15 protein-coding genes and 3 pseudogenes are annotated in these 20,062 nt (G+C 58.2%); 14 read left to right on the forward strand and 4 right to left on the reverse strand.

Translation table 11 applies throughout. The features are described from left to right. Positions 1-16: 16 nt before the first annotated feature. Entirely contained in the window at positions 17-2,482 is a 2,466-nt protein-coding gene (locus FFM53_RS32185; protein WP_138333661.1) for an alpha-ketoacid dehydrogenase subunit alpha/beta, read from the reverse strand. A gap of 349 nt (positions 2,483-2,831) precedes the next feature. Between FFM53_RS32185 and FFM53_RS32190 the strand changes: the two genes are divergently transcribed. The 14 genes and pseudogenes from FFM53_RS32190 to FFM53_RS32255 form a co-directional block, all read left to right on the forward strand. Continuing rightward, positions 2,832-3,677, forward strand: coding sequence for a sugar phosphate isomerase/epimerase family protein (locus tag FFM53_RS32190; RefSeq protein WP_138333659.1), 846 nt, complete (start codon positions 2,832-2,834; stop codon positions 3,675-3,677). Between the two features lie 78 nt (positions 3,678-3,755). Continuing rightward, the gene (locus FFM53_RS32195) at positions 3,756-4,754 is read left to right on the forward strand and encodes a substrate-binding domain-containing protein (RefSeq protein ID WP_011654711.1); all 999 of its coding nucleotides are present in this window, start codon (positions 3,756-3,758) and stop codon (positions 4,752-4,754) included. Between the two features lie 82 nt (positions 4,755-4,836). Beyond that, a complete protein-coding gene (locus FFM53_RS32200) occupies positions 4,837-6,321 on the forward strand; it encodes a sugar ABC transporter ATP-binding protein (RefSeq protein ID WP_138333657.1) in 1,485 nt (494 codons plus the stop codon). Then, positions 6,314-7,303: an ABC transporter permease gene (locus FFM53_RS32205; RefSeq protein WP_138333655.1), complete on the forward strand. Its 990-nt coding sequence runs from the start codon at positions 6,314-6,316 to the stop codon at positions 7,301-7,303. The genes FFM53_RS32200 and FFM53_RS32205 overlap by 8 nt, the downstream gene beginning before the upstream one ends. A 13-nt stretch (positions 7,304-7,316) precedes the next feature. Then, positions 7,317-8,375, forward strand: coding sequence for an ABC transporter permease (locus FFM53_RS32210; protein WP_138333654.1), 1,059 nt, complete (start codon positions 7,317-7,319; stop codon positions 8,373-8,375). A gap of 160 nt (positions 8,376-8,535) precedes the next feature. Continuing rightward, a pseudogene (locus FFM53_RS32215) lies at positions 8,536-8,715 on the forward strand (transaldolase family protein); the annotation flags it as partial. A 235-nt stretch (positions 8,716-8,950) separates the two neighbouring features. Beyond that, positions 8,951-9,406: an RbsD/FucU family protein gene (locus tag FFM53_RS32220; protein ID WP_138333652.1), complete on the forward strand. Its 456-nt coding sequence runs from the start codon at positions 8,951-8,953 to the stop codon at positions 9,404-9,406. 42 nt (positions 9,407-9,448) lie between these two features. Then, positions 9,449-9,616, forward strand: a pseudogene (locus FFM53_RS32225) (PfkB family carbohydrate kinase); the annotation flags it as partial. Continuing rightward, a complete protein-coding gene (locus tag FFM53_RS32230) occupies positions 9,613-10,488 on the forward strand; it encodes a carbohydrate ABC transporter permease (protein WP_020050262.1) in 876 nt (291 codons plus the stop codon). The pseudogene FFM53_RS32225 and the gene FFM53_RS32230, both read left to right, overlap by 4 nt. Next, a complete protein-coding gene (locus FFM53_RS32235) occupies positions 10,485-11,513 on the forward strand; it encodes a carbohydrate ABC transporter permease (protein ID WP_064250802.1) in 1,029 nt (342 codons plus the stop codon). The genes FFM53_RS32230 and FFM53_RS32235 overlap by 4 nt, the downstream gene beginning before the upstream one ends. Before the next feature lie 44 nt (positions 11,514-11,557). After that, positions 11,558-13,012: an ABC transporter substrate-binding protein gene (locus FFM53_RS32240; RefSeq protein WP_138333648.1), complete on the forward strand. Its 1,455-nt coding sequence runs from the start codon at positions 11,558-11,560 to the stop codon at positions 13,010-13,012. Between the two features lie 115 nt (positions 13,013-13,127). Further along, on the forward strand, positions 13,128-14,219 hold the full coding sequence (locus tag FFM53_RS32245; RefSeq protein ID WP_138333646.1) for an ABC transporter ATP-binding protein: 1,092 nt from the start codon (positions 13,128-13,130) through the stop codon (positions 14,217-14,219). Positions 14,220-14,658: 439 nt separating this feature from the next. Beyond that, a complete protein-coding gene (locus FFM53_RS32250) occupies positions 14,659-15,333 on the forward strand; it encodes an MreC domain-containing protein (RefSeq protein WP_138333644.1) in 675 nt (224 codons plus the stop codon). A gap of 252 nt (positions 15,334-15,585) precedes the next feature. Next, positions 15,586-15,858: pseudogene (locus tag FFM53_RS32255) on the forward strand (OST-HTH/LOTUS domain-containing protein); the annotation flags it as partial. 136 nt (positions 15,859-15,994) lie between these two features. On the opposite strand, the gene FFM53_RS32260 reads toward FFM53_RS32255, so the two are convergent. From FFM53_RS32260 to FFM53_RS32270, 3 genes are read right to left on the reverse strand one after another with little or no spacing between them, the layout of a single operon-like run. Further along, on the reverse strand, positions 15,995-17,701 hold the full coding sequence (locus tag FFM53_RS32260; protein ID WP_138333642.1) for a patatin-like phospholipase domain-containing protein: 1,707 nt from the start codon (positions 17,699-17,701) through the stop codon (positions 15,995-15,997). Positions 17,702-17,713: 12 nt separating this feature from the next. Next, positions 17,714-18,685, reverse strand: a complete 972-nt coding sequence (locus FFM53_RS32265; protein ID WP_138333640.1) for an HNH endonuclease family protein — start codon at positions 18,683-18,685, stop codon at positions 17,714-17,716. After that, the gene (locus tag FFM53_RS32270) at positions 18,685-20,055 is read right to left on the reverse strand and encodes an AAA family ATPase (RefSeq protein ID WP_165586553.1); all 1,371 of its coding nucleotides are present in this window, start codon (positions 20,053-20,055) and stop codon (positions 18,685-18,687) included. The genes FFM53_RS32265 and FFM53_RS32270 overlap by 1 nt, the downstream gene beginning before the upstream one ends. Positions 20,056-20,062: the final 7 nt, after the last annotated feature.

Raw genomic sequence — 20,062 nt, forward strand, 5'->3', positions numbered from 1 at the left:
TCAAAGATGTGTTGGTTCACAGACCGAGACGGGCAAGTTCCCGATCGTCCCAGTCACGTATGCTGCGGCGGTTGCTGCGCTGGCCTGGAAACAACTCGCTGGTGATGACATCAATGATGTCATCTTTCTGGGGAAAGTAGGTTGATTCCATCTCAGCCCCGGGCACGATCCAATTCGGAGAGCCGATTACACGAGGCGCGGCGTGAAGAGTTTCATAGCCGAATCGCGTAATGTTTGCGGCGAGCGTCATCAGGAAGCTGCCGCGCTCCGAGGCCTCCGATACCAGTACGATGCGTCCGGTTTTCCTTATCGAGGCAAGCACGGGTTCATAGTTAAATGGAACAAGCGAACGCGCATCAATCACTTCGACCGAGATGCCGAAGGTGCTTTCGAGTTCTTCAGCAGCAGCGAGCGCGGAGTAAAGCGAAGGTCCCACCGTCAGAATTGTGACGTCTTCTCCAGCGCGCTTACAATCGGGTTCACCAATGGGAAGTTGGTAGTAGCCGGTCGGTACGCCTTCATTGCGGAACTCTTCCACGGTGTCGTAGAGGCGCTGGCTTTCAAAGAAAACCACCGGATCGTTGCCTGACAATGCGGAAGCCAACAGGCCTTTCGCATCATACGGCGTTGCCGGATATACAACTTTGAGGCCTGGAATATGGGCGCATAATGCCGTCCAGTCTTGACTATGCTGGGCGCCGTACTTCGAACCGATCGAGCAACGCAAAACGACGGGAACCTTCAACTCACCTCCGGACATCGATTGCCATTTTGCCATCTGATTGAAGACTTCGTCGCCCGCCCGGCCTAGAAAGTCGCCATACATCAGTTCCACCAGCGCGCGGCCGCCCTCGAGCGCAAAGCCGACCGCCGTCGCAACGATCGCAGCCTCGGAGATCGGTGAATTGAACAACCGATCATGCGGTAGGATTTCGGCAAGCCCCCGGTAAACGCCGAATGCGCCACCCCATTCGCGGCATTCTTCCCCATAGGCGACAAGGCTGCCGTCGTGCGTCATGTGGTGCAAGACGGACTCGAACAACGCGTCACGCAATGTGATAGCCCGCATGGGTGACAGCTTGGCTCCGTCCTCGGCAAAGCCGTATCGACTTTTCTTCGCGTCCTGACGGATCCGGCTCACCTCGTTGACAGGCTTGAGGAGCGAAACTTCTTGCGAGGGCAGCTCTATGTTGGTGTTCGAGAACATGAGCTTGCCGATCAGCGTTGGATCTGCATGAATATCAACGGGAGGAGTAAGTGCCGGATCGACCGCGATCGCAGTAATCGAGCGCATGCGATCCGTTGTCTGTTCGCGCAGTTCGGCGACCTGGCCAGCGGTCACAATCCCGGCCTCCTGAAGGCGATTGGAGAACAGAATGATAGGATCGTGCTGTTCCCACGCCTGGATCTCGTCCTTCGTCCGATATGAGTTGATATCTGTCGTTGAATGACCCGAGCTGCGGTAACATTCGACGTCCAGCAAGGCGGGCCCGCGGCCTTGAACCAAAAGCTCGCGCTTGCGTGCGACGGCGTCAGCAACGGCGAGCGGATTTGTTCCGTCGACGGTTTCCGCGTGTATGGCTTGCTGGTTGACCGCCAGCCCTATGCGAGACAGGCGGTCCCATCCCATTGTTTCACCGATGGTCTGACCGCCCATCGCATAAAAGTTGTTGGTGAAGAAAAACAGGACCGGCAAACCTCCTTTGAAAGCATCTGCCCACAGCGTCTCGAATTGTGCCATAGCGGCGAAATTCATAGCTTCCCAGACGGGCCCGCAGCCAGTAGAGCCATCGCCCGCGTTGGCCACAGTGATGCCGCTGGCCCCCGCAAGCTTCTTTCGCAATGCGGCCCCCGTGGCTATTCCGGCGGACGCGCCGACGATTGCATTGTTCGGATAAGTCCCAAAAGGCGGGAAGAAGGCATGCATCGACCCGCCCATGCCTCGGTTGAAACCGGTTGAGCGCATGAAGATCTCTGAAAGCAGGCCGAGCAGTAGAAAATTCTCCGCGGTCTCGCTTGTTTTCGGACCCTGCAGAGAGGTCTCCACGGTCCTGAGAAGCGTACCACGCTCATGGCTCTCCATGATCAGACGCAAGGCATCATCCGGGAGCTTTCGGATCGCAGAAAGGCCCTTCGCGATGAACTCGCCATGGCTGCGATGACTTCCGAAAATATGGTCATGCGGCTCGAGTGAGGCTGCCGCTCCGACGGCAGCAGCCTCTTGCCCGATCGAAAGGTGAGCCGGCCCTTTGTAGTTAAACTCAATGCCGCAATATGCTCCCTTTCCCTTTAGCGAAGCCAAAATCGTCTCAAATTCGCGTATGATCATCATATCGCGCAGAATTTGCAGCAATCCTTCGTCGCCATACCGGGCACGTTCCGCCTCGATATTCTCATCGTACGCGTGGATAGGAATTGAGGGTGCTTGCAGCGTGCTGCGCACCTTGAAGATCCTAGGGTCGATGTGGATTTCCTTGGGCATTCTGACCTCCGATGGGATTTGCCGGGGTCACAATCCCCTTAGCCGCTAGACATATATCGTCACACCAAATGTATTTCAAGAAAGATTTTTGTGTTAGATGCTTTTAAGCGGGAATCGTACAAATGCGGCGAAACGGCAATTTGTGGCTGGGCATGGCGTCAGATCCCGTAAACAAATGTGTTTCACAAGATATATTTGTGTTGACCTTTGCAAATTTTTCGATGACTATCCCCATAATGATCAGCGGCGAAGAAATGTCGCGAAGAGGGCGATTTGCCGATGTCACGCTGACGCTGTCTGGTCCAGCGTTCTCGTTGGCTCTGCAGCGGATTACGGGAGGATAAATACGATGACAAAATTCGGAATGCACTTCAGTCTGTGGGCGCCCGAGTGGACGACAGAGGCGGCCAACGCCGCAATCCCTCAGGCGGCGCGATACGGGCTGGAAATAATCGAGATCCCTTTGTTCGAGCCGGCCAAAATCGATCTGGATCACGCAAAGTCGATAATCCGAGATCATGGTCTTCAGGCAACCGCGTCGCTTTGCCTGCCCGAAGACAAGATGGCGCACCTGGCTCCGGAAGCCTGTACGCAATATCTGTTTCAAGTTCTCGACGCCGCTCACCACATTGGGTGCTCCATGCTGACTGGCGTCACCTACTCGGCGCTCGGCTACAAGACCGGTGTTCCCCCAACAAGTAGCGAGTACGAAGCGGTGGTTCGGGCACTGAAGCCGGTAGCCCGGCGCGCTGCTGAACTCGGCATGACGTTCGGTGTCGAACCTTGCACACGCTTCGACACCCACATCCTCAATACGGCCGCGCAAGGAATATGGCTGCTTGAGCAAATCGATGAACCGAATACCTTCGTCCACCTCGACACCTATCACATGAACGTAGAGGAGAATGGTTTCGACGACGGCATCCGCCGGGCCGCGGGACGCTCTCCCTATATTCACCTTTCCGAAAGTCATCGCGGTGTCCCAGGCACCGGTACCGTAGATTGGGAACTGGTCTTCCGGACATTGCGCGACACCGGATTCGATGGCGATCTTGTCATTGAGAGCTTTGTCTCGGTACCGCCACAGCTTGCTGCGGCACTCTGCATGTGGCGGCCGGCCGCGCCCAATGCTGGCGCTGTACTTGATCAGGGGCTGCCGTATTTGCGCGGCTTGGCGACACGCTACGGCCTCTGAGGCGACAGCTGGCGGCGACGGGCCGCAGACGCAATTCCGAAAATCTAGAGTCTACAACGCTCACAGGAGGAGAAGAGCATGAAACGTCGTGACATTTTGAAGTTTTCTTTGGCCGCAGGCGTGGCATGGCTGATTGCCACGCCAAACCTCGCGATGGCGGCCGACCCAGTCATGGTGACTGTTGTCAAGATTGCCGGCATCCCGTACTTCGGTGCCCTTGAGCGCGGCCTGCAGGAGGCAGGGAAGCAATTCAACATCGACGTTTCCATGACCGGTCCGGCAAACATCGATCCGGCTCAGCAGGTCAAGCTGCTGGAAGATCTGATCGCCAAGAAGGTGGACGTGATCGGCCTTGTGCCCCTGGACGTCAAGGCGTGCGAGCCTGTGCTCAAGCGGGCTCAGGCAGCAGGCATCAAGGTTATTGTCCACGAGGGGCCGGAACAGGAGGGCCGCGACTGGGACGTCGAACTCATTGACTCGACCAAGTTCGGCGAAGTTCAAATGCAGAGCCTCGCCAAGGAAATGGGCGAGGAAGGGGACTATGTCGTCTATGTCGGCACCCTGACTACCCCGCTGCACAACAAGTGGGCCGACGCGGCCATCGCCTATCAAAAGGCACATTATCCCAAGATGAACCTCGTGGCCGATCGCTTCCCTGGCGCCGACGAAATCGACAGCGCCTACCGCACGACCATCGACGTGCTGAAGGCCTATCCGAAGCTCAAGGGTATTCTCGCGTTTGGCTCGAACGGTCCGATCGCCGCCGGCAACGCCGTGAAGGAAAAGCACCTGAGCAAGCGGGTTGCCGTCATAGGCACGGTGCTGCCGTCGCAGGCCAAGGACCTGATCATGGACGGCGTCATTCGGGAAGGTTTCATGTGGAACCCGAGAGAAGCTGGCTCTGCGATGGTTGCCGTCGCCAGATTGGTCCTCGACGGAACGAAAATCGAGGACGGGATGGATGTTCCCGGCCTCGGCAAGGCTACGGTGGATGTTCCCGGAAAGCTCATCAAGGTCGACAAGATCACCCACATCAACAAAGAAACCGTGGATGGCCTGATCGCCCAAGGTCTGTAGCCGTCCTTGCAGGAAATACCGCAGGCGGGCCCTCGCTCGCCTGCGGCAGGACAGATGCCAGCGACTAAGGGTAAAGCCCACTATGACCACATTCCTTGAATTGACCCATGTCTCCAAGCATTTCGGCGGAGTTCGTGCGCTTCGAGATGTCGATCTGTCGCTGGAGGCCGGCGAAGTTCACTGTCTTGTTGGCGAAAATGGTTCGGGCAAATCCACCCTGATCAAGATTATTGCTGGCGTGCAGGCGCCCGATCCAGGTGGTAGCATCGTTCTGGAGGGTCGCGAACATTCTCGTTTGGACCCCATTCTTTCCACCAAGAGTGGCATCCAGGTTATCTATCAGGATCTCTCCCTCTTCCCCAATATGTCCGTGGCGGAGAACATCGCCATCGGCAGCCACATGGGCTTGCCTCGGCTCGCGAATTGGAACCGCATAAATGACATTGCGGCGAAAGCCATGGCCCGCATCAACGTCAATCTCGACCTGGAGACGATGGTGTCGGACCTCTCTATCGCAAACCGGCAACTGGTTGCGATTTGCCGCGCCATGGCCGCCGACGCAAAGCTGGTCATCATGGACGAGCCCACCGCCTCGTTGACCCGGCATGAGGTGGATTCTCTGCTGCGTGTCGTCAACGACCTTAAGAGCAGAGACATTTGCACGGTGTTCGTATCCCACCGTCTCGATGAAGTAATGGAGATAGCCGAGCGCGTAACGGTTCTGCGTGACGGCGGTAAGGTGGGGACCTTCGATGCCAGCGAGATCACTTCACGGCGGCTCGAGACCTTGATGACAGGTCATGAGTTCCACTATGCGCCTCCGCGGCCCGGAGGCGAGGCTGCGGAGGTTGTGCTGGCGGTTCGAAACCTGACTCGACCAGGCCACTACGAGGATATCAGCTTCGACATTCGCAAAGGAGAGATCGTCGGCCTTACCGGGCTTTTGGGCTCCGGACGGACAGAACTCGCACTCAGCATCTTCGGTATGAATCCACCGTCCCGCGGCACGATTGAAGTCTCCGGGAAGCCGCTGATAGCCAGCTCCAATCGTGTCGCAATAGCCAGCGGCGTGGCTTACGTCCCGGAAGACAGGTTGATGCTCGGCCTGGCGCTGGGGCAGCCCATTTCTGCAAACATCCTCGCGACGGTCCTCGACAGCTTGGCCAGCAAATTCGGCCTCATCAACCCCGCCAAACGTGTAGCCGCAGCCGATGATTGGATCGTTCGCCTGAACACGAAAGTGTCCGACCTCGAAAATCCCGTCGGAACTCTGTCAGGAGGCAACCAGCAACGGGTAGTGTTGGGCAAGTGGATGGCCACAAAACCCCGCGTGCTGATACTCGATAGCCCAACCGTCGGCGTGGACATCAAGGCCAAGGACGGAATCTATGAGATAGTGCACCGATTGGCGGCAGAAGGCGTCGGGGTACTGCTCATCTCCGACGAAGCCCAGGAGGTCTTCTACCACACCCATCGTGTCCTGGTCATGCGGCAAGGCAGGCTCGTCAGCGAAGTCCATCCGCTTTCGTCGACCGAGAGAAATCTGCAGGAGGAGATCTATGCCTAAGACAATTCAACGCTGGACACGAAGTCACGAATTTTGGCTGCTTGCGGTCGTCATCGTATTGTCCATGTTCCTCACGGCAGCGACGGACAGCTTTCTGACGCTGCAAAACCTTTTCGACCTTCTCACCTCCACTTCGTTTGCAGGCATTCTTGCAGCCGGTCTGCTTGTGGTCTTGGTGTTCGGTGGGATCGACATCTCCTTTACTGCCATAGCCAGCGTCGCTCAATATGTGGCTCTCATGATTGCCAAGACCTATCCAATTGGGTGGTTCGGAGTGTTCCTTGTCGCCTGCTGCACTGGTATACTATGTGGGCTATTCAATGCGGCTATTATTCATAAGGTTCGCATCTCTTCGGTTATTGTGACTATATCCACTCTCAATATTTTTTATGGATTGCTAATATATAGCACCCGCGGCGACTATATCACCTCGCTTCCCAGCTATTTCCGCGAAGGGATCTGGTGGTTCGAATTCACCGACAGTAATGGATTTCCTTATGCGATCAATTTCCAGGCGCTGTTGCTAGTGGTCGCATTCCTTATGACCTGGGTCTTGCTCAACAAGACAAACATCGGTCGTCAAATATATGCCATGGGGGGGAATGAGATAGCCGCCGAACGCCTTGGTTTTCATGTTTTCGGCCTGAGGTGCCTTGTCTACGGCTATATGGGGTTCATGGCTGCGATCGCATCAATATCGCAAGCCCAGCTGGCCCAATCGGTTACGCCGACGACGCTCATCGGCAAGGAACTCGAAGTGCTTGCGGCTGTCGTTCTTGGCGGCGCGAGTCTGGCCGGTGGCAACGGCTCCGTGTTTGGCGCCGTACTGGGCGTGATGCTCATCGCAATTTTGCAGAACGGACTGATATTGCTCGGCGTGTCCTCATACTGGAATCAGTTCTTTGTCGGCTGCGTTATTCTGCTTGCGGTCTCGGCGACTGCGCTGTCTCAGCGGCGTCGGCATGCTGGACTCGCGTCCTAGGGAGGAAATTACCATGAAGCCGTCCGCCAATCGATCTCTCATATCCCGTTTCGTTCGAGAGAACGCCACAACGATGACGCTTGCTTCCATTTTCATGGCCGTTCTAGCGGTGTTTGGCCTCATTCTCGGCGATCGGCTGCTGAGTGTGGGAACATTTCAGTCGATAGCCTTTCAGACCCCGGAACTTGGCATTCTTGGTCTTGCGATGATGCTTGCGCTCCTTTCCGGCGGGCTGAATTTGTCGATCATTTCGACGGCCAATCTCTGCGCTTTGACGATAGCGTCGGTGTTGCAGTTCACAATTCCGTGGGGAGATGCTGGAAGTGTGCTTTGGCTCACCTGGCAAGTAGGCGCGGTTGCCGCGGGCCTCGCCGTCGCAATTCTGATAGGCCTGTTGAACGGCTTCATCATCGCCTATCTCGGAGTATCCCCCATTCTGGCCACACTGGGGACCATGATCGCCTGCAAAGGTCTTGCCATTGGACTGACGCGTGGAAACGTCTTGTCAGGCTTTCCAGATCCAATCGTTGCGATTGGAAATGGAACCTATCTGGGCGTACCGCTTGCGTTCCTGCTGTTTGTTGCCCTTTGCGTGTTCGTGTCGGTGGTTCTTCGGCGATCATCCTTCGGTCAGAAGGTCTACCTTGTCGGCGCCAACGAGAAAGCTGCCCGGTTCTCGGGCATACATGTCAAACGAGTTTTGCTTTTGACGTATGCCTTATCGGGCGCGCTTGCAGGATGCGGCGGGCTTGTAATGATGGCCCGATTCAATTCTGCCAACGCGTCCTATGGCGAGAGCTTCCTTCTCATCAGCATCCTGGCGGCGGTTCTGGGGGGCATCAATCCATATGGCGGCACCGGAAAAGTATCAGGGTTGTTTGCTGCGTTGCTGCTCTTGCAGCTGATCTCCTCCGCGTTCAATTTGATGAACTTTAGCCAGTTCCTGACAATTGCCATCTGGGGGGCACTTCTGATCGGCGTTTCCGCGCTCCGCTCAGGCACAGGCATATTCGATCGGTTGCACCTCTTCGAATTCTGGAGAGCAAAGAGCGCCGTGTCCGAGAACCCCTGATCTGTTCGTCTTGGAAAGCGGACGGAGGATGCCTTAACGACAGTGGCGCTCAAAATGTCTGCACCAAACCACGAAGCTGAGCCGGCGTGGAGCACCATCGATGTGTGGAATTGCCGAGCGATTGTCACTTGCCGAATAGATATGAGGAGAAGTTCAGTTCATGGACAAGCTTGCGCAATCGCGTCAGATGACGACGGTAGTCGCCGATACCGCCGACGTTGAAGCCGTCAAGCGCCTCAAGCCAATGGATTGTACCACCAATCCCACCATTGTGCTCCAGGCGCTAAAAACTCCTATCTACGATGAAGATTTTGAGGAAGCATTCGAGTGGGGGAGCAAGGCCTCCGCCGAAGGCGCGCTATACCTTCGCCGCGCTGTGGATGTGAAGAATATCTGGATCCCCTACGGGGAGATTAAGGGCCCCAACTCTGGTCATGCGGGCGGGAGGAGAACCGCACCGGCAGGCGAGAACGACGGAATTTGAGGGAATCGCAGAGCTGTAACGGAGCTGCGGTTATGGGCTCTGTTTTGCGGCACGAGGTGCTGCGAAATGGTGCAACTAAGGGAGGATTTTCATGCTGAAGAATATCGATCCGGCTCTGAATGCGGACGTGCTGCACGCGCTCCGGTCCATGGGGCATGGCGACACGGTCGTCGTTTCCGACACCAATTTTCCTTCGGATTCCATTGCCCGGCAAACGGTGCTCGGCAAGCTGTTGCGGATAGACAATGTGTCTGCTGCCCGCGCCATCAAAGCTATTCTTTCGGTAATGCCGCTGGATACGCCGCTGCAGCCGTCCGCCGGGCGAATGGAAATCATGGGCGCGCCGGACGAGATCCCTCCAGTGCAGCAGGAAGTCCAGGCCGTTATCGACGGCGCCGAGGCCAAGCCGGCGCCGATGTATGGCATCGAGCGTTTCGCCTTCTATGAGGAGGCCAAAAAGGCCTATTGCGTCATCACCACGGGCGAAAACCGCTTCTACGGCTGCTTCCTCTTCACCAAAGGCGTCATTCCGCCGGAAACCGTTTGAGGGGAAACGATAATGAAGGTGGGTGTTTCGATCCTCAGGATTTTCGTCGGCGGCTTCTCGGCAGCGCTCTCAGGGGGCGCAAGTCCGGTCGAGGCCGTGCGTTTCGGCTGCGCGACCGCCGGTATTGCGGTGACGCGGCGGGGTACCGCGCCTGCCATGCCGAAGATCGAGGAAATCGAGGCGCTTCTCCAGAAAGGAGGCGCAGCATGACCCGCAACGACCCGATCAAACACTTCTTCATCTGGCCGGCGTTGCTGATCGTGCTGGTGATCTCGATCTTCCCGCTGATCTATTCGCTGACCACAAGCTTCATGAGCCTGCGGCTCGTGCCGCCGATCCCAGCGCGTTTCGTCGGCTTCGGCAACTATGCGGAACTGCTTCAGAATCCGCGCTTCTGGAATGTCGCCTGGACGACGACGATCATCGCTTTTGTGGCGGTGACGCTGCAGTATGTCATCGGTTTTTCCGTGGCGCTGGCGCTCAACCGTCGGGTGCCCGGCGAAGGTCTGTTCCGGGTCAGCTTCCTTGTGCCAATGCTGGTAGCACCCGTTGCCGTTGCACTGATTGCCCGCCAGATCCTCAATCCCACGATGGGCCCGCTCAATGAGCTGATGACCGTCTTCGGTTTTCCCAACCTGCCCTTTCTGACGCAGACCAGATGGGCTATCGGCGCCATCATTTCCGTCGAAGTGTGGCAGTGGACACCCTTCGTCATCCTGATGCTTCTTGCCGGGTTGCAAACCCTGCCCGAGGACGTCTACGAGGCTGCCGCGCTTGAAAATGCCAGCCCCTGGCAGCAGTTCTGGGGGATCACTTTCCCGATGATGCTGCCGATTTCGGTGGCTGTGGTCTTCATCCGCCTCATCGAGAGCTACAAGATCATCGACACGGTTTTCGTCATGACAGGCGGAGGGCCTGGCATTTCGACCGAAACGCTGACCTTGTTCGCGTATCAGGAGGGCTTCAAGAAGTTCAACCTTGGCTACACATCCGCCCTGTCGTTCCTGTTCCTGATCGTCATTACCGTGATCGGGCTCGTCTATCTCGCCATCCTGAAGCCCTATCTGGAGAAGCACAAATGAGCGTGCGTGACCTCAAAGGATCCGGCCGCTGGTGGGCGCTCGCAGGCTGCCTGCTCTGGCTGGCCTTCACCTTCTTTCCGCTTTACTGGGTCGCGATCACCTCGTTCAAGTCGCCGCTCGGCGTCGTCGGCGGGCCGACCTATATTCCATTTGTCGACTTCGACCCGACGCTGACGGCCTGGAGCGAGCTCCTGTCGGGCGCGCGCGGCCAGTTCTACAACACCTTCATCGCCTCGACGATCGTCGGGCTTTCCGCATCGGTGCTGGCCACCTTCATCGGATCGATGGCAGCCTATGCGCTGGTGCGCTTCACCTTTGAGGTCAAGCTGCTGTCCGGCGTGATTTTCGTCGTTGTTGCCTTCGGCGGATATCTGCTCGGCCGTCATGTACTGGGCTACGGGCAGGCCATTTCGCTGATCTTTGCCTTTGTTGCAGCGCTTGCGCTCGCCATCGGCTCCAGCCGAATGAAGCTTCCAGGGCCGCTCCTCGGCAATGATGATATCGTCTTCTGGTTTGTCAGCCAGCGCATGTTTCCGCCGATCGTCGCCGCCTTTGCCTTGTTCCTGATGTATACGGAAATGGGCAAGTTGGGGTTCAAGCTGGTGGACACCTATACAGGCCTCACCTTCGCTTATGTCGCCTTCTCGCTGCCGATCGTGATCTGGCTGATGCGCGATTTCTTTGCGGCACTGCCGGTGGAAGTCGAAGAGGCGGCGATGGTCGACAATGTGCCGTCGTGGAGAATTTTTTTCGGTATCGTCCTGCCCATGTCCAAGCCGGGCCTGATCGCGACATTCATGATCACGCTCGCCTTCGTCTGGAACGAGTTCCTGTTCGCACTCTTCCTGACCAGTTCCAAATGGCAGACCCTTCCCATTCTCGTCGCCGGGCAAAACAGCCAGCGCGGCGACGAGTGGTGGTCGATATCGGCAGCCGCCCTGGTTGCGATCATACCCATGGTCGTCATGGCGGGCATTTTGAGCAGGCTGATGCGGTCTGGCCTGCTTTTAGGAGCAATAAAATGACCGTTCGAGAAGCCTAGTCATTGTTCAATTCCAGGGAGGAAAACATGAGAAGATTGCTACTGAGTTCAACGGCCGGAGGACTACTTGCTGTGGCGGGCGTCCCATCCGCGCTCGCATGCGAACCGGACTACACCGGTGTCACGCTCACCGCCACGACGCAGACGGGGCCTTACATCGCATCTGCGCTGCAACTGGCGGCCAAGGGCTGGGAGGAAAAGACCTGCGGCAAGGTGAATGTCGTCGAATTTCCGTGGTCGGAACTCTATCCGAAAATCGTAACCTCGTTGACCTCGGGCGAAGACACGTTCGACGTGGTCGCCTTTGCGCCGGCCTGGGCACCGGACTTCACCGATTTTCTCTCGGAAATGCCGAAGACTATGCAATCAGGTGCCGACTGGGAGGACATCGCGCCGGTTTACCGCGAGCAACTGATGGTCTGGAACGGCAAGGTCCTGTCGCAGACCATGGACGGTGATGCCCATACCTATACCTACCGCATTGATCTGTTTGAAAACGCAGAAAACCAGAGCGCCTTCAAGGCGAAGTATGGCTACGATCTGGCCCCGCCGAAGACATGGAAGCAGTATCTCGACATCGCTGAATTCTTCCAGCAGCCGGACAAGGGCCTTTGGGGCACGGCGGAAGCCTTCCGCCGTGGTGGCCAGCAATTCTGGTTCCTGTTCAGTCACGTGGCGGGATACACCAGCCATCCCGACAATCCCGGCGGTATGTTCTTCGATCCTGACACGATGGATGCGCAGGTCAACAATCCGGGCTGGGTGCGCGGCCTTGAGGAATATATCCGCGCCTCGAAACTGGCACCGCCAAATGCGCTGAACTTCTCGTTCGGCGAAGTGAACGCGGCCTTTGCCGGTGGCCAGGTCGCGGAATCGATCGGCTGGGGCGATACCGGCGTCATCGCCGCCGACCCGAAGCAGTCGAAGGTTGCTGGCAGCGTCGGCTCGGCATCCCTGCCGGGATCTGACGAGATCTGGAACTACAAGACCAAGAAGTGGGACAAGCAGCCCGAGGTCGTCCAGACTTCCTTCATGGCCTTCGGCGGTTGGCAGGCAGCCGTACCGTCGTCCTCGAAGAACCAAGAGGCCGCTTGGAACTATATCCAGTTCCTGACGAGCCCGGCGGTTTCCGGTCAGGCGGCCATCACCGGCGGCACAGGCGTCAATCCTTACCGTCTTTCGCACACGACAAATACGGCGTTGTGGTCGAAGATCTTTTCCGAGCGCGAGGCCAAGGAGTATCTCGGAAGCCAGAAGAACGCGGTGACCGCCAAGAACACGGCGCTCGACATGCGCCTGCCGGGCTATTTCTCCTATACGGAAATTCTCGAAATCGAGCTTTCCAAGGCATTGGCTGGAGAAGTGACGCCGCAGCAGGCGCTGGATACCGTGGCTGACGGATGGAACAAGCTTACGGACGAGTTCGGCCGGGACAAGCAACGGGCAGCCTATCGCTCGTCAATGGGCCTGCCTGCGAAGTAGGCCGTCTTCAATAAATCCCATCCCGGCTCTGCGGGGTGGGATCAGCATCGTTGGCAGAAGAAAGAACCATCGCCGCTTACGGCAGGCGATGGACTTCTGATGAAAAGGTTACAGCATGTCCCAGGTGCGTTTGGATCAGGTCACCAAGTCCTTCGGGAGCGTTGCGGTCATTCCTCCGCTCGATCTGGTGATTGCCGACAAGGAATTCGTGGTTCTCGTCGGGCCTTCCGGTTGTGGGAAGACAACCACGCTGCGAATGATCGCCGGGCTGGAACAGACGACATCAGGGGGAATCCGCATCGGCGACCGAGAGGTTACTGCGTTGCGTCCGGGTCTGCGCAATTGCTCGATGGTGTTTCAGAATTATGCACTCTATCCGCATATGACAGTCGCCGAAAACATTGGCTACGGCATGAAGGTGCGTGGAACGCCGAAAGAGGACATCGACACTGCTGTTGCGAATGCTGCGCGCATTCTCAACCTCGGCGCCTATCTTAATCGCAAACCGAGCGCGCTTTCGGGCGGTCAACGTCAGCGCGTCGCCATCGGGCGCGCCATTGTACGCCAGCCCGATGTTTTTCTGTTCGATGAACCGCTATCCAATCTGGACGCCAAGCTGCGCATCGAAATGCGCACCGAGATCAAACTGCTGCACCGCCGTCTGCAGACCACGATCGTCTATGTGACGCACGACCAGGTGGAGGCGATGACCATGGCCGACCGGGTCGTGGTGATGAACCAGGGTCGGATCGAACAGGCCGCCGACCCGATCACGCTTTATGAATCGCCGAAGAACCTGTTCGTCGCCGCTTTCATCGGCGCGCCCAGCATGAATTTTGTTCAAGGACGGTTGGAGGCCGGCGACGGCGGCGTTGTCTTCCGGGCGGAAGACGATGTCGCCATTCCCGTTCCAGCAGACATCGTGGAGCACCTTTCGGAGGGCATTGGCAAGGCCGTCGTTCTCGGTATTCGGCCTGAGCACACCATGACCGCGGACCCCACCTTTCCGACGATTCGTGTGCACGTCGCCGATATCGAACCTCTCGGCCCGCACACGCTTGCCATCGGGAAAGCTGGTGCGAGCGCGTTTACCGCTCAGATTCATGCCTCATCCAGGATCAGACCCGAAGACACGTTCGATGTTCCGATCGATCCGGAAAAGATGCATTTCTTCTTGAAAAGTACTGGTGAGGCTCTAAGGCGCTGAACCTGCGGGGTGTCACCGTTCAGCCAGGTCTGGTGACATTGCCATCTTTTTCTCTCAAAGCTGCAGTTCCATAAATACCTGTTACGCCACCAACCAGCTTTGACAACACCGATATAGCGGGGACAACGGTTCTAGCACGGCGCTTTCGAGGCCAGCGCCCGGCTTGTTGCTAGGATGTTCATGTTCTTGGCCAAAAAGATCGCATAATGGATCGTCGGGAACCTGTGAAAACGTCTCGGGACGAACTGCTGGTAGCCGTTTCCTTTCAAGAGCGTTGAGCGTAGACCGCCTCAGCTCCCATTCGATTGGCCACAAATTCTGCTCCCGGAATGGTGCGCTGGATCTGATATGAGCAGAGACTGGCAGTCCGCTAACCGTTATTGCGGGTATACCAGCATTTCACCAAACCATCCCGCAGATCCTCCAAGGCCCTCCTATATTGAAAAAAGTGCAACGCAGTTTTGCGGTCGAGTACAAAAGCGGCAGACGAAAACTCGATACCAGGTCGAACTCGATCTGGGGCAACGTGGACCTAAAGTCCGTCGCTCGCGACCTGAAGGAAGAGGCAATGCCGTTTCTGTCGGGTAGCTCTCAGAGTGGCAAATCCAACAATGAGATGTCTTTACCGAAACCAGATCAAGCCGAGGTGTTGTTGACACCGCCTCTCGGGGCGTCAACAACAGCATCAGATACACAGGAGATGAGCATGGCCGACGAGACTGATACGGCAACCAGCGCCGATGCGCCGATCGATGTTGAACCGCCTGTTGCGCCGAAGAAACAGCGCAAACCCCGCGCCAAGAAAGCGGCGGCACTCGAGAGCGGGTCAGCTGACGCTATGGCAGAGCCAGCAGCTGCTCTGGCCGGGGCCGGTGGTGTGAAGAGGAGAGGGCGCAAGGCAAGGGTGATCGAAGCTACGGCGAGCGCCAAACGCGCACCTGTGCGCCGTGCTCCAAAGGCTGTGCAGACAGCGCCGGCCGCGCCGATGACGGCTATCGATGAGATGGCGGATCTCTTGCAGTTGGAAGAGGAAAATCAGCGGCTGCGCAAGCTTCTGGCTGAGAAGCTTCGTGCTGAAAATGCCGATCTGCGCAAGCGGCTCAAGCTCGATTGATATAGGCAGCCGATCAACCGCCGGCCGCATTTCCATGCTATCCAGTATACATTTTGGCGGCGGTGGATGCTGTTGCCGGAACTAAAACTCACTACCTGCTTGCGGGATAAAGCGCGAGGTCGGATAAATGGCGTCTCCCTGGAAAATTTTTGCCCGACTGATCTCACCGGGGCGAGAACAAAAGCGAGAAAACGGCTCGACCGCGAAGGTTACGCCGGACGCGTCGACTATAGCCGGTCCGACTGAAGCGCGCCTGCAAAACCGAAGCTTGACGCGGCCGCATTGAAGATGCTCGAAAATGCTGTGACTGCGTCGGCCGATGAGGACGGCCGTGCCAACCTGGCACGTGTCGGTGCCCATTTGGCGAAACAATCGTCGGACTTTGATGCGCGCAACTACGGTTTTGCCCGCCTCACCGACCTCGTCGAGGCTTCCGGCATCCTCGACGTAGAGCGAAGCGGCGACAGCCCGAAGATCGTCACGGTCCGCATGAAGGGGAAGGCAAGGCCAAGGCCCAACGGCTAGGCTCGGCCGCCAATGCACAGCTGGCAGCCTATCCAAAATGTTCCGCTCCAAAACACAGGTGTCGTCCTGGTGAAGGTGCTCGCATGAAAAAGATGCTTGAAGATGACCCTCGAGACCTTCGCTGCCACTACGCGCGTCAGTAGTCCATCCTGGCGACCGATCGGATGCGGCTGCGGCTCTTGGGAAGGTGATCATCGAAACCATCGAGCGGCTGCAGCGCCTGGAATGCTTGTCCAAGAGCGGCGACCGCCTCGGCCCGTTCACGCAAGATCTGTCGCTCGCTTGGCGTAAGTTCCTTATAGGATGACGGTGCGTAGTCGGTTGCGATCTGACCATAACCAAGCGAGCCGGGCTCGGGTGCTTCGACATACGCATCGGCGAACTGGCGCAGCATCTCGTCAAGGGCTCGGACCTCGACCAGATAGCGGCGCCACTTGTGCTCGTCGAGCTTGAAATCGCTGTTGATCAGGTCGCCAGCGCGTTCGCCGAAGTCGATAAGCTGGTTGATGCGGTCTGGCGGCATGTCGAGGTTGAAGCCGCCTTCCTCCTCTTTGAGACTGACTGTCACGATCCGCTCGCGATAGCCGGCGAGGATCGATTGGAGAGAATCCTGCCAATCCTTGGCGCTGTCGAAGAGAGCGAAGACAAAGGCGACCAAGCCGGAAAAGTCCCGGGTGGGAAGAAGCTGCCCCTGTCCTGCCTTTGTTGGAAGGAATACCCGGGTTTCCCCAACGGTTTCCGGCTTTTCTCGCCGGCGGTCATATTCGCCCAGCGAAATGCCGAAGGTGGGGCGCGACGGCAGGAAGCGGTCGAAGAAATGCACGGGAAAATTCGACGACAGTCCACCATCTGAGAACATGCAACGCACAAGCCTGTCCTGTTCGGGAACGCCGACCAGCGTGTAGTCGATCCTGTAGAGCGGCACAGCCGAAATCAGCGCCGGGAAGCTGAGGCTCATGCGCGCGAGGACCACGAGAGGAAGATTGTCGATCTTGAACGGATAGAGGTCGCTCGATCCCTCCTTGGGCGTCGTCAGCATCGCGTCGACGACGCGTGCCGGGAAAAGCGACCGGAACTCGCGCTCAGAAAAGTAATGGAGGTTGTTCTCCATTGGCAGCACGTAGGGGCGATGCGACGTGATGTCGGTCGTCACCGTCTGCACCAGAACCTCGCGGGATTGAAGGTCCTTGACCCCGAGCGGCGCTCCGGTTGCCGGACGCCCGGCCACGATATCGATCGTGTCGGTCAGCCACTCGGTCAGGGCGGGATGGCCGGCCGGCATGTAGGACTGGGTCATCCCGCTGCAAAGGCCGTAGTCGACCTTCGGAAGCCCGCAGGCGACATCGCGGGCGGCGACAAAAGCCGCGGTTGCCGCCGGCAGGAGAACGAGCAGGAACGAAAACAGTAGCACGGCAAGCATTGCTGCTGGCATGGACTGCCAGATGAAGGGGATCATGATGGCAACAATGATAGCGGGGATGGCACCCAGAAGCGCCGGCACCGGGTAGCCTTTCAGCAGCGCGAAGAGCGTGCCGGCCATCCTCTTCGTCATTGCCGCGAGCATCAGGTTAAAGACCGGACGAAATTCCGGGCGCGGCTGGAATTTCTCCAGGAGCGTCGCCGACAACTGCTGTGGAAGCGCCTCTATCTTCTCGAATCCGCGGTCGGCGCGTCCATATTCGGCCGCGGCCGTGACGACGGCGGCTATCGCGCCGGCCGACGTGCCGCCGATGTTGCGGAAGCGGTACCTGCGCGAGAGTTTTACGACGGCCTTTGGATAAACCACACCGCTGGTGATGCCGCCCTTCATGACGAGGTCGCAACTCTGTTCAGGCGCGCTCATGTCCCATCTCCCTCAGTTGGTTTTTAGCGTCTTCGACCAAGCTTTCACGAGGCTCGAATAGGGTTGGTCCGGCTCCGCCATCGCACGGATTTCGTCGAGGATTTGGTTGAGCAGGAGATCGAGCCGCGCGCCCATCGTCTTGTTCTTCTGGTCGCGGCTGGCAAGCAGCATCTCCGATATCTTTCCGATCTCGTCGATCAACCGGCTGAGGAAATCCAGCTTGCGCAGGATCCGCGTTCGCTCCTGGACCAATCCGAGCCGGTTCAGGCCATACACATGGATCGATGTCAGGCCACGCCGGGAGGGGACGTCATCCTCGAAGGCAGGGAGTACGAGGCCAAGGGGATCACCGCGGTCGATGTGGAACACCAGGTGCTCCTCCGGATCGTCCACGCAAGGATTTATGAGGTCGGGCTGTTCGTCGATGCCAGGAACCGTCGCCGTCGCCCTGGCCGCGCCGGCGATCGGAAACAGGTCCTGCTTGCCCAGCGATGCCTTGCCCCCCTGCATTTCAGGGGCCACCAGCAGTTGCGCAAGGCTCTCGGGGAATTGCGGCAAGTCCTGCCAACGCCTGCGATTGCAATCGATGCAGCTCGGTAGAAGATTATCCCAGACCATCGCCAGCCACCAGTAGCCGGGATGATTGGCGACGCCGGCGATGCGTCCCTTCGGCCGGTAATGTTCGACGTCGACCGGCGCCTGGTTGGCATAGCGGCTTTCGCAATAGGCGCATTTGCCAAAGAAGAGCTTGTCGAGCGCGTACTTGACCGCCTCGTCGGAATAAGCGCTGAACTCGAACGAGTTTTCCTTCTTCGTCCTTGTTTTCGGGGCCGCGGCCGGTGCGCCGGTGGTCGCAGCCGCGGCTTCTGCCCTTGCCTGAGCTTCGAAGAAGACCGTGGCCTTCGCCAGTTCCTTCCCGCCGCGGCTCTTGTCGCCGACAAGGACAGCCGGCGCCGAAACCAGGGACCGATCGACGCGCCGCATCAGATACCCTCCAGGACCGCCAGGATCCGCCTTTTCGTTTCGTCGCGAAGGTCCTCTCGCGGCTTGCCGGCAAGATTGCGCCGCTTGACGAGGTAGTCGGCAACCGCCTCCTGCACGAGCCGGGCAGCCTCGCTCATGCCGACCGGAAGTGCATCCACCACCTGCCTGCGGATGGCGTCCATCGCCGCCCTCACGGCCTGGTCCGGCACACGTCCGTCCTTCCTCGCAAGATAGTCGCCAAGCTGGGCGAGGCTTGCCTCCGTTTCCGGATCGTCGGTTGAAAACAGGCTGAACAGGTCAGACGTCAGGAGCTGTTCGATGGTCAGCGCCGAGACCTTTGGCAACTGCGTGAGGCTGTCGACCATGACGGGGATCTGGCCGCTGCCAAGCTGCCTGGCGACCTTGCTTAGGACCACAACCTCGCCATCGCGCATTCCCCTCAGGCACAGCGGATCATGGGTCGTCACAATGAAGGTCATCGAGGGCAAAGCGGTGCGCAGGCCCTTCATGATGTGGATCTTCCAGCGTGGGTGGAGATGGGCTTCCACCTCGTCGATCAGCACGATCCCCTCCGCCGAGGTCAACGTCGTGAAGTTCGGGTTGATGGCGCGATCCATGAGCCATCGCATGATGTCGCAAGACAAAGCGAGGATGGTTCGAAAGCCGGATGAGACATTCGAAAGCGGGGTCCTGCTCTTCTTGCCGGAGGCGTCGATCTGCATCTCGACGAAGCAGCGGCCCTTGGCCTCGTCGCGATAGATGACGTCGATCTCTTCGGCCGCCCCGAAGATCACGCCGAGTGCCTGGACTACGGCCCTGTACTCGGTCGGCGGCAGACCGAGAAGCCAGTTCTCCGGATTGCTGAGCAGGCTATCGGTATGGAACAGGCTGAGCACCGGTCGCGATGGTTTCCAGGCATGCAGGTCACGCACATAATGGCGGTAGGCGCCGTAGCCGAAGACCATGGGCAGTCGGTTCTCGCCGGTCTGGGAATAGCGCTTGGCGCCGATGGTCAGCGTCGAGACCTGCCCGTTGTCGAATTGAAGCCGGACCTTCGCCGATGGCTTCTGCGGCAGGTCCTCCGCACCCATGAAACTTGGGTTAAGCCTCAGGCTACCCGGTTCCTCGACCAGGTCTGGTCGAGCATCGGTACCGATCAGGGCAAGCGCGATCGCCTCCAGGATCGAGCTCTTGCCGGCCGCGTTCTCGCCAAGGATCAACAGCGCCTGCGCCATGCGTTCGGTCGGGTCTGGCGCGATCGGGAGCTTGATCGACAGCGTCTCGATCGCCTTGAAATTCGTCAGCCGGATTTCCTTCAGGCGGGGCCTTGCCCCCACGATATCGGCTTCCTCGACGATATTCGCTGACACGGTGATC

Origin of the sequence: Rhizobium indicum, assembly GCF_005862305.2 — a bacterium.
Classification (GTDB): domain Bacteria; phylum Pseudomonadota; class Alphaproteobacteria; order Rhizobiales; family Rhizobiaceae; genus Rhizobium; species Rhizobium indicum.

Bases quoted from the DNA above. Each gene is read 5' to 3' on its own strand.
- FFM53_RS32205 (WP_138333655.1), top strand. From the start codon at position 6,314: ATGCCTAAGACAATTCAACGCTGGACACGAAGTCACGAATTTTGGCTG.
- FFM53_RS32185 (WP_138333661.1), bottom strand. From the start codon at position 2,482: ATGCCCAAGGAAATCCACATCGACCCTAGGATCTTCAAGGTGCGCAGC.
- FFM53_RS32190 (WP_138333659.1), top strand. From the start codon at position 2,832: ATGACAAAATTCGGAATGCACTTCAGTCTGTGGGCGCCCGAGTGGACG.
- FFM53_RS32195 (WP_011654711.1), top strand. From the start codon at position 3,756: ATGAAACGTCGTGACATTTTGAAGTTTTCTTTGGCCGCAGGCGTGGCA.
- FFM53_RS32200 (WP_138333657.1), top strand. From the start codon at position 4,837: ATGACCACATTCCTTGAATTGACCCATGTCTCCAAGCATTTCGGCGGA.
- FFM53_RS32230 (WP_020050262.1), top strand. From the start codon at position 9,613: ATGACCCGCAACGACCCGATCAAACACTTCTTCATCTGGCCGGCGTTG.
- FFM53_RS32220 (WP_138333652.1), top strand. From the start codon at position 8,951: ATGCTGAAGAATATCGATCCGGCTCTGAATGCGGACGTGCTGCACGCG.
- FFM53_RS32235 (WP_064250802.1), top strand. From the start codon at position 10,485: ATGAGCGTGCGTGACCTCAAAGGATCCGGCCGCTGGTGGGCGCTCGCA.
- FFM53_RS32210 (WP_138333654.1), top strand. From the start codon at position 7,317: ATGAAGCCGTCCGCCAATCGATCTCTCATATCCCGTTTCGTTCGAGAG.
- FFM53_RS32240 (WP_138333648.1), top strand. From the start codon at position 11,558: ATGAGAAGATTGCTACTGAGTTCAACGGCCGGAGGACTACTTGCTGTG.
- FFM53_RS32245 (WP_138333646.1), top strand. From the start codon at position 13,128: ATGTCCCAGGTGCGTTTGGATCAGGTCACCAAGTCCTTCGGGAGCGTT.
- FFM53_RS32265 (WP_138333640.1), bottom strand. From the start codon at position 18,685: ATGCGGCGCGTCGATCGGTCCCTGGTTTCGGCGCCGGCTGTCCTTGTC.
- FFM53_RS32260 (WP_138333642.1), bottom strand. From the start codon at position 17,701: ATGAGCGCGCCTGAACAGAGTTGCGACCTCGTCATGAAGGGCGGCATC.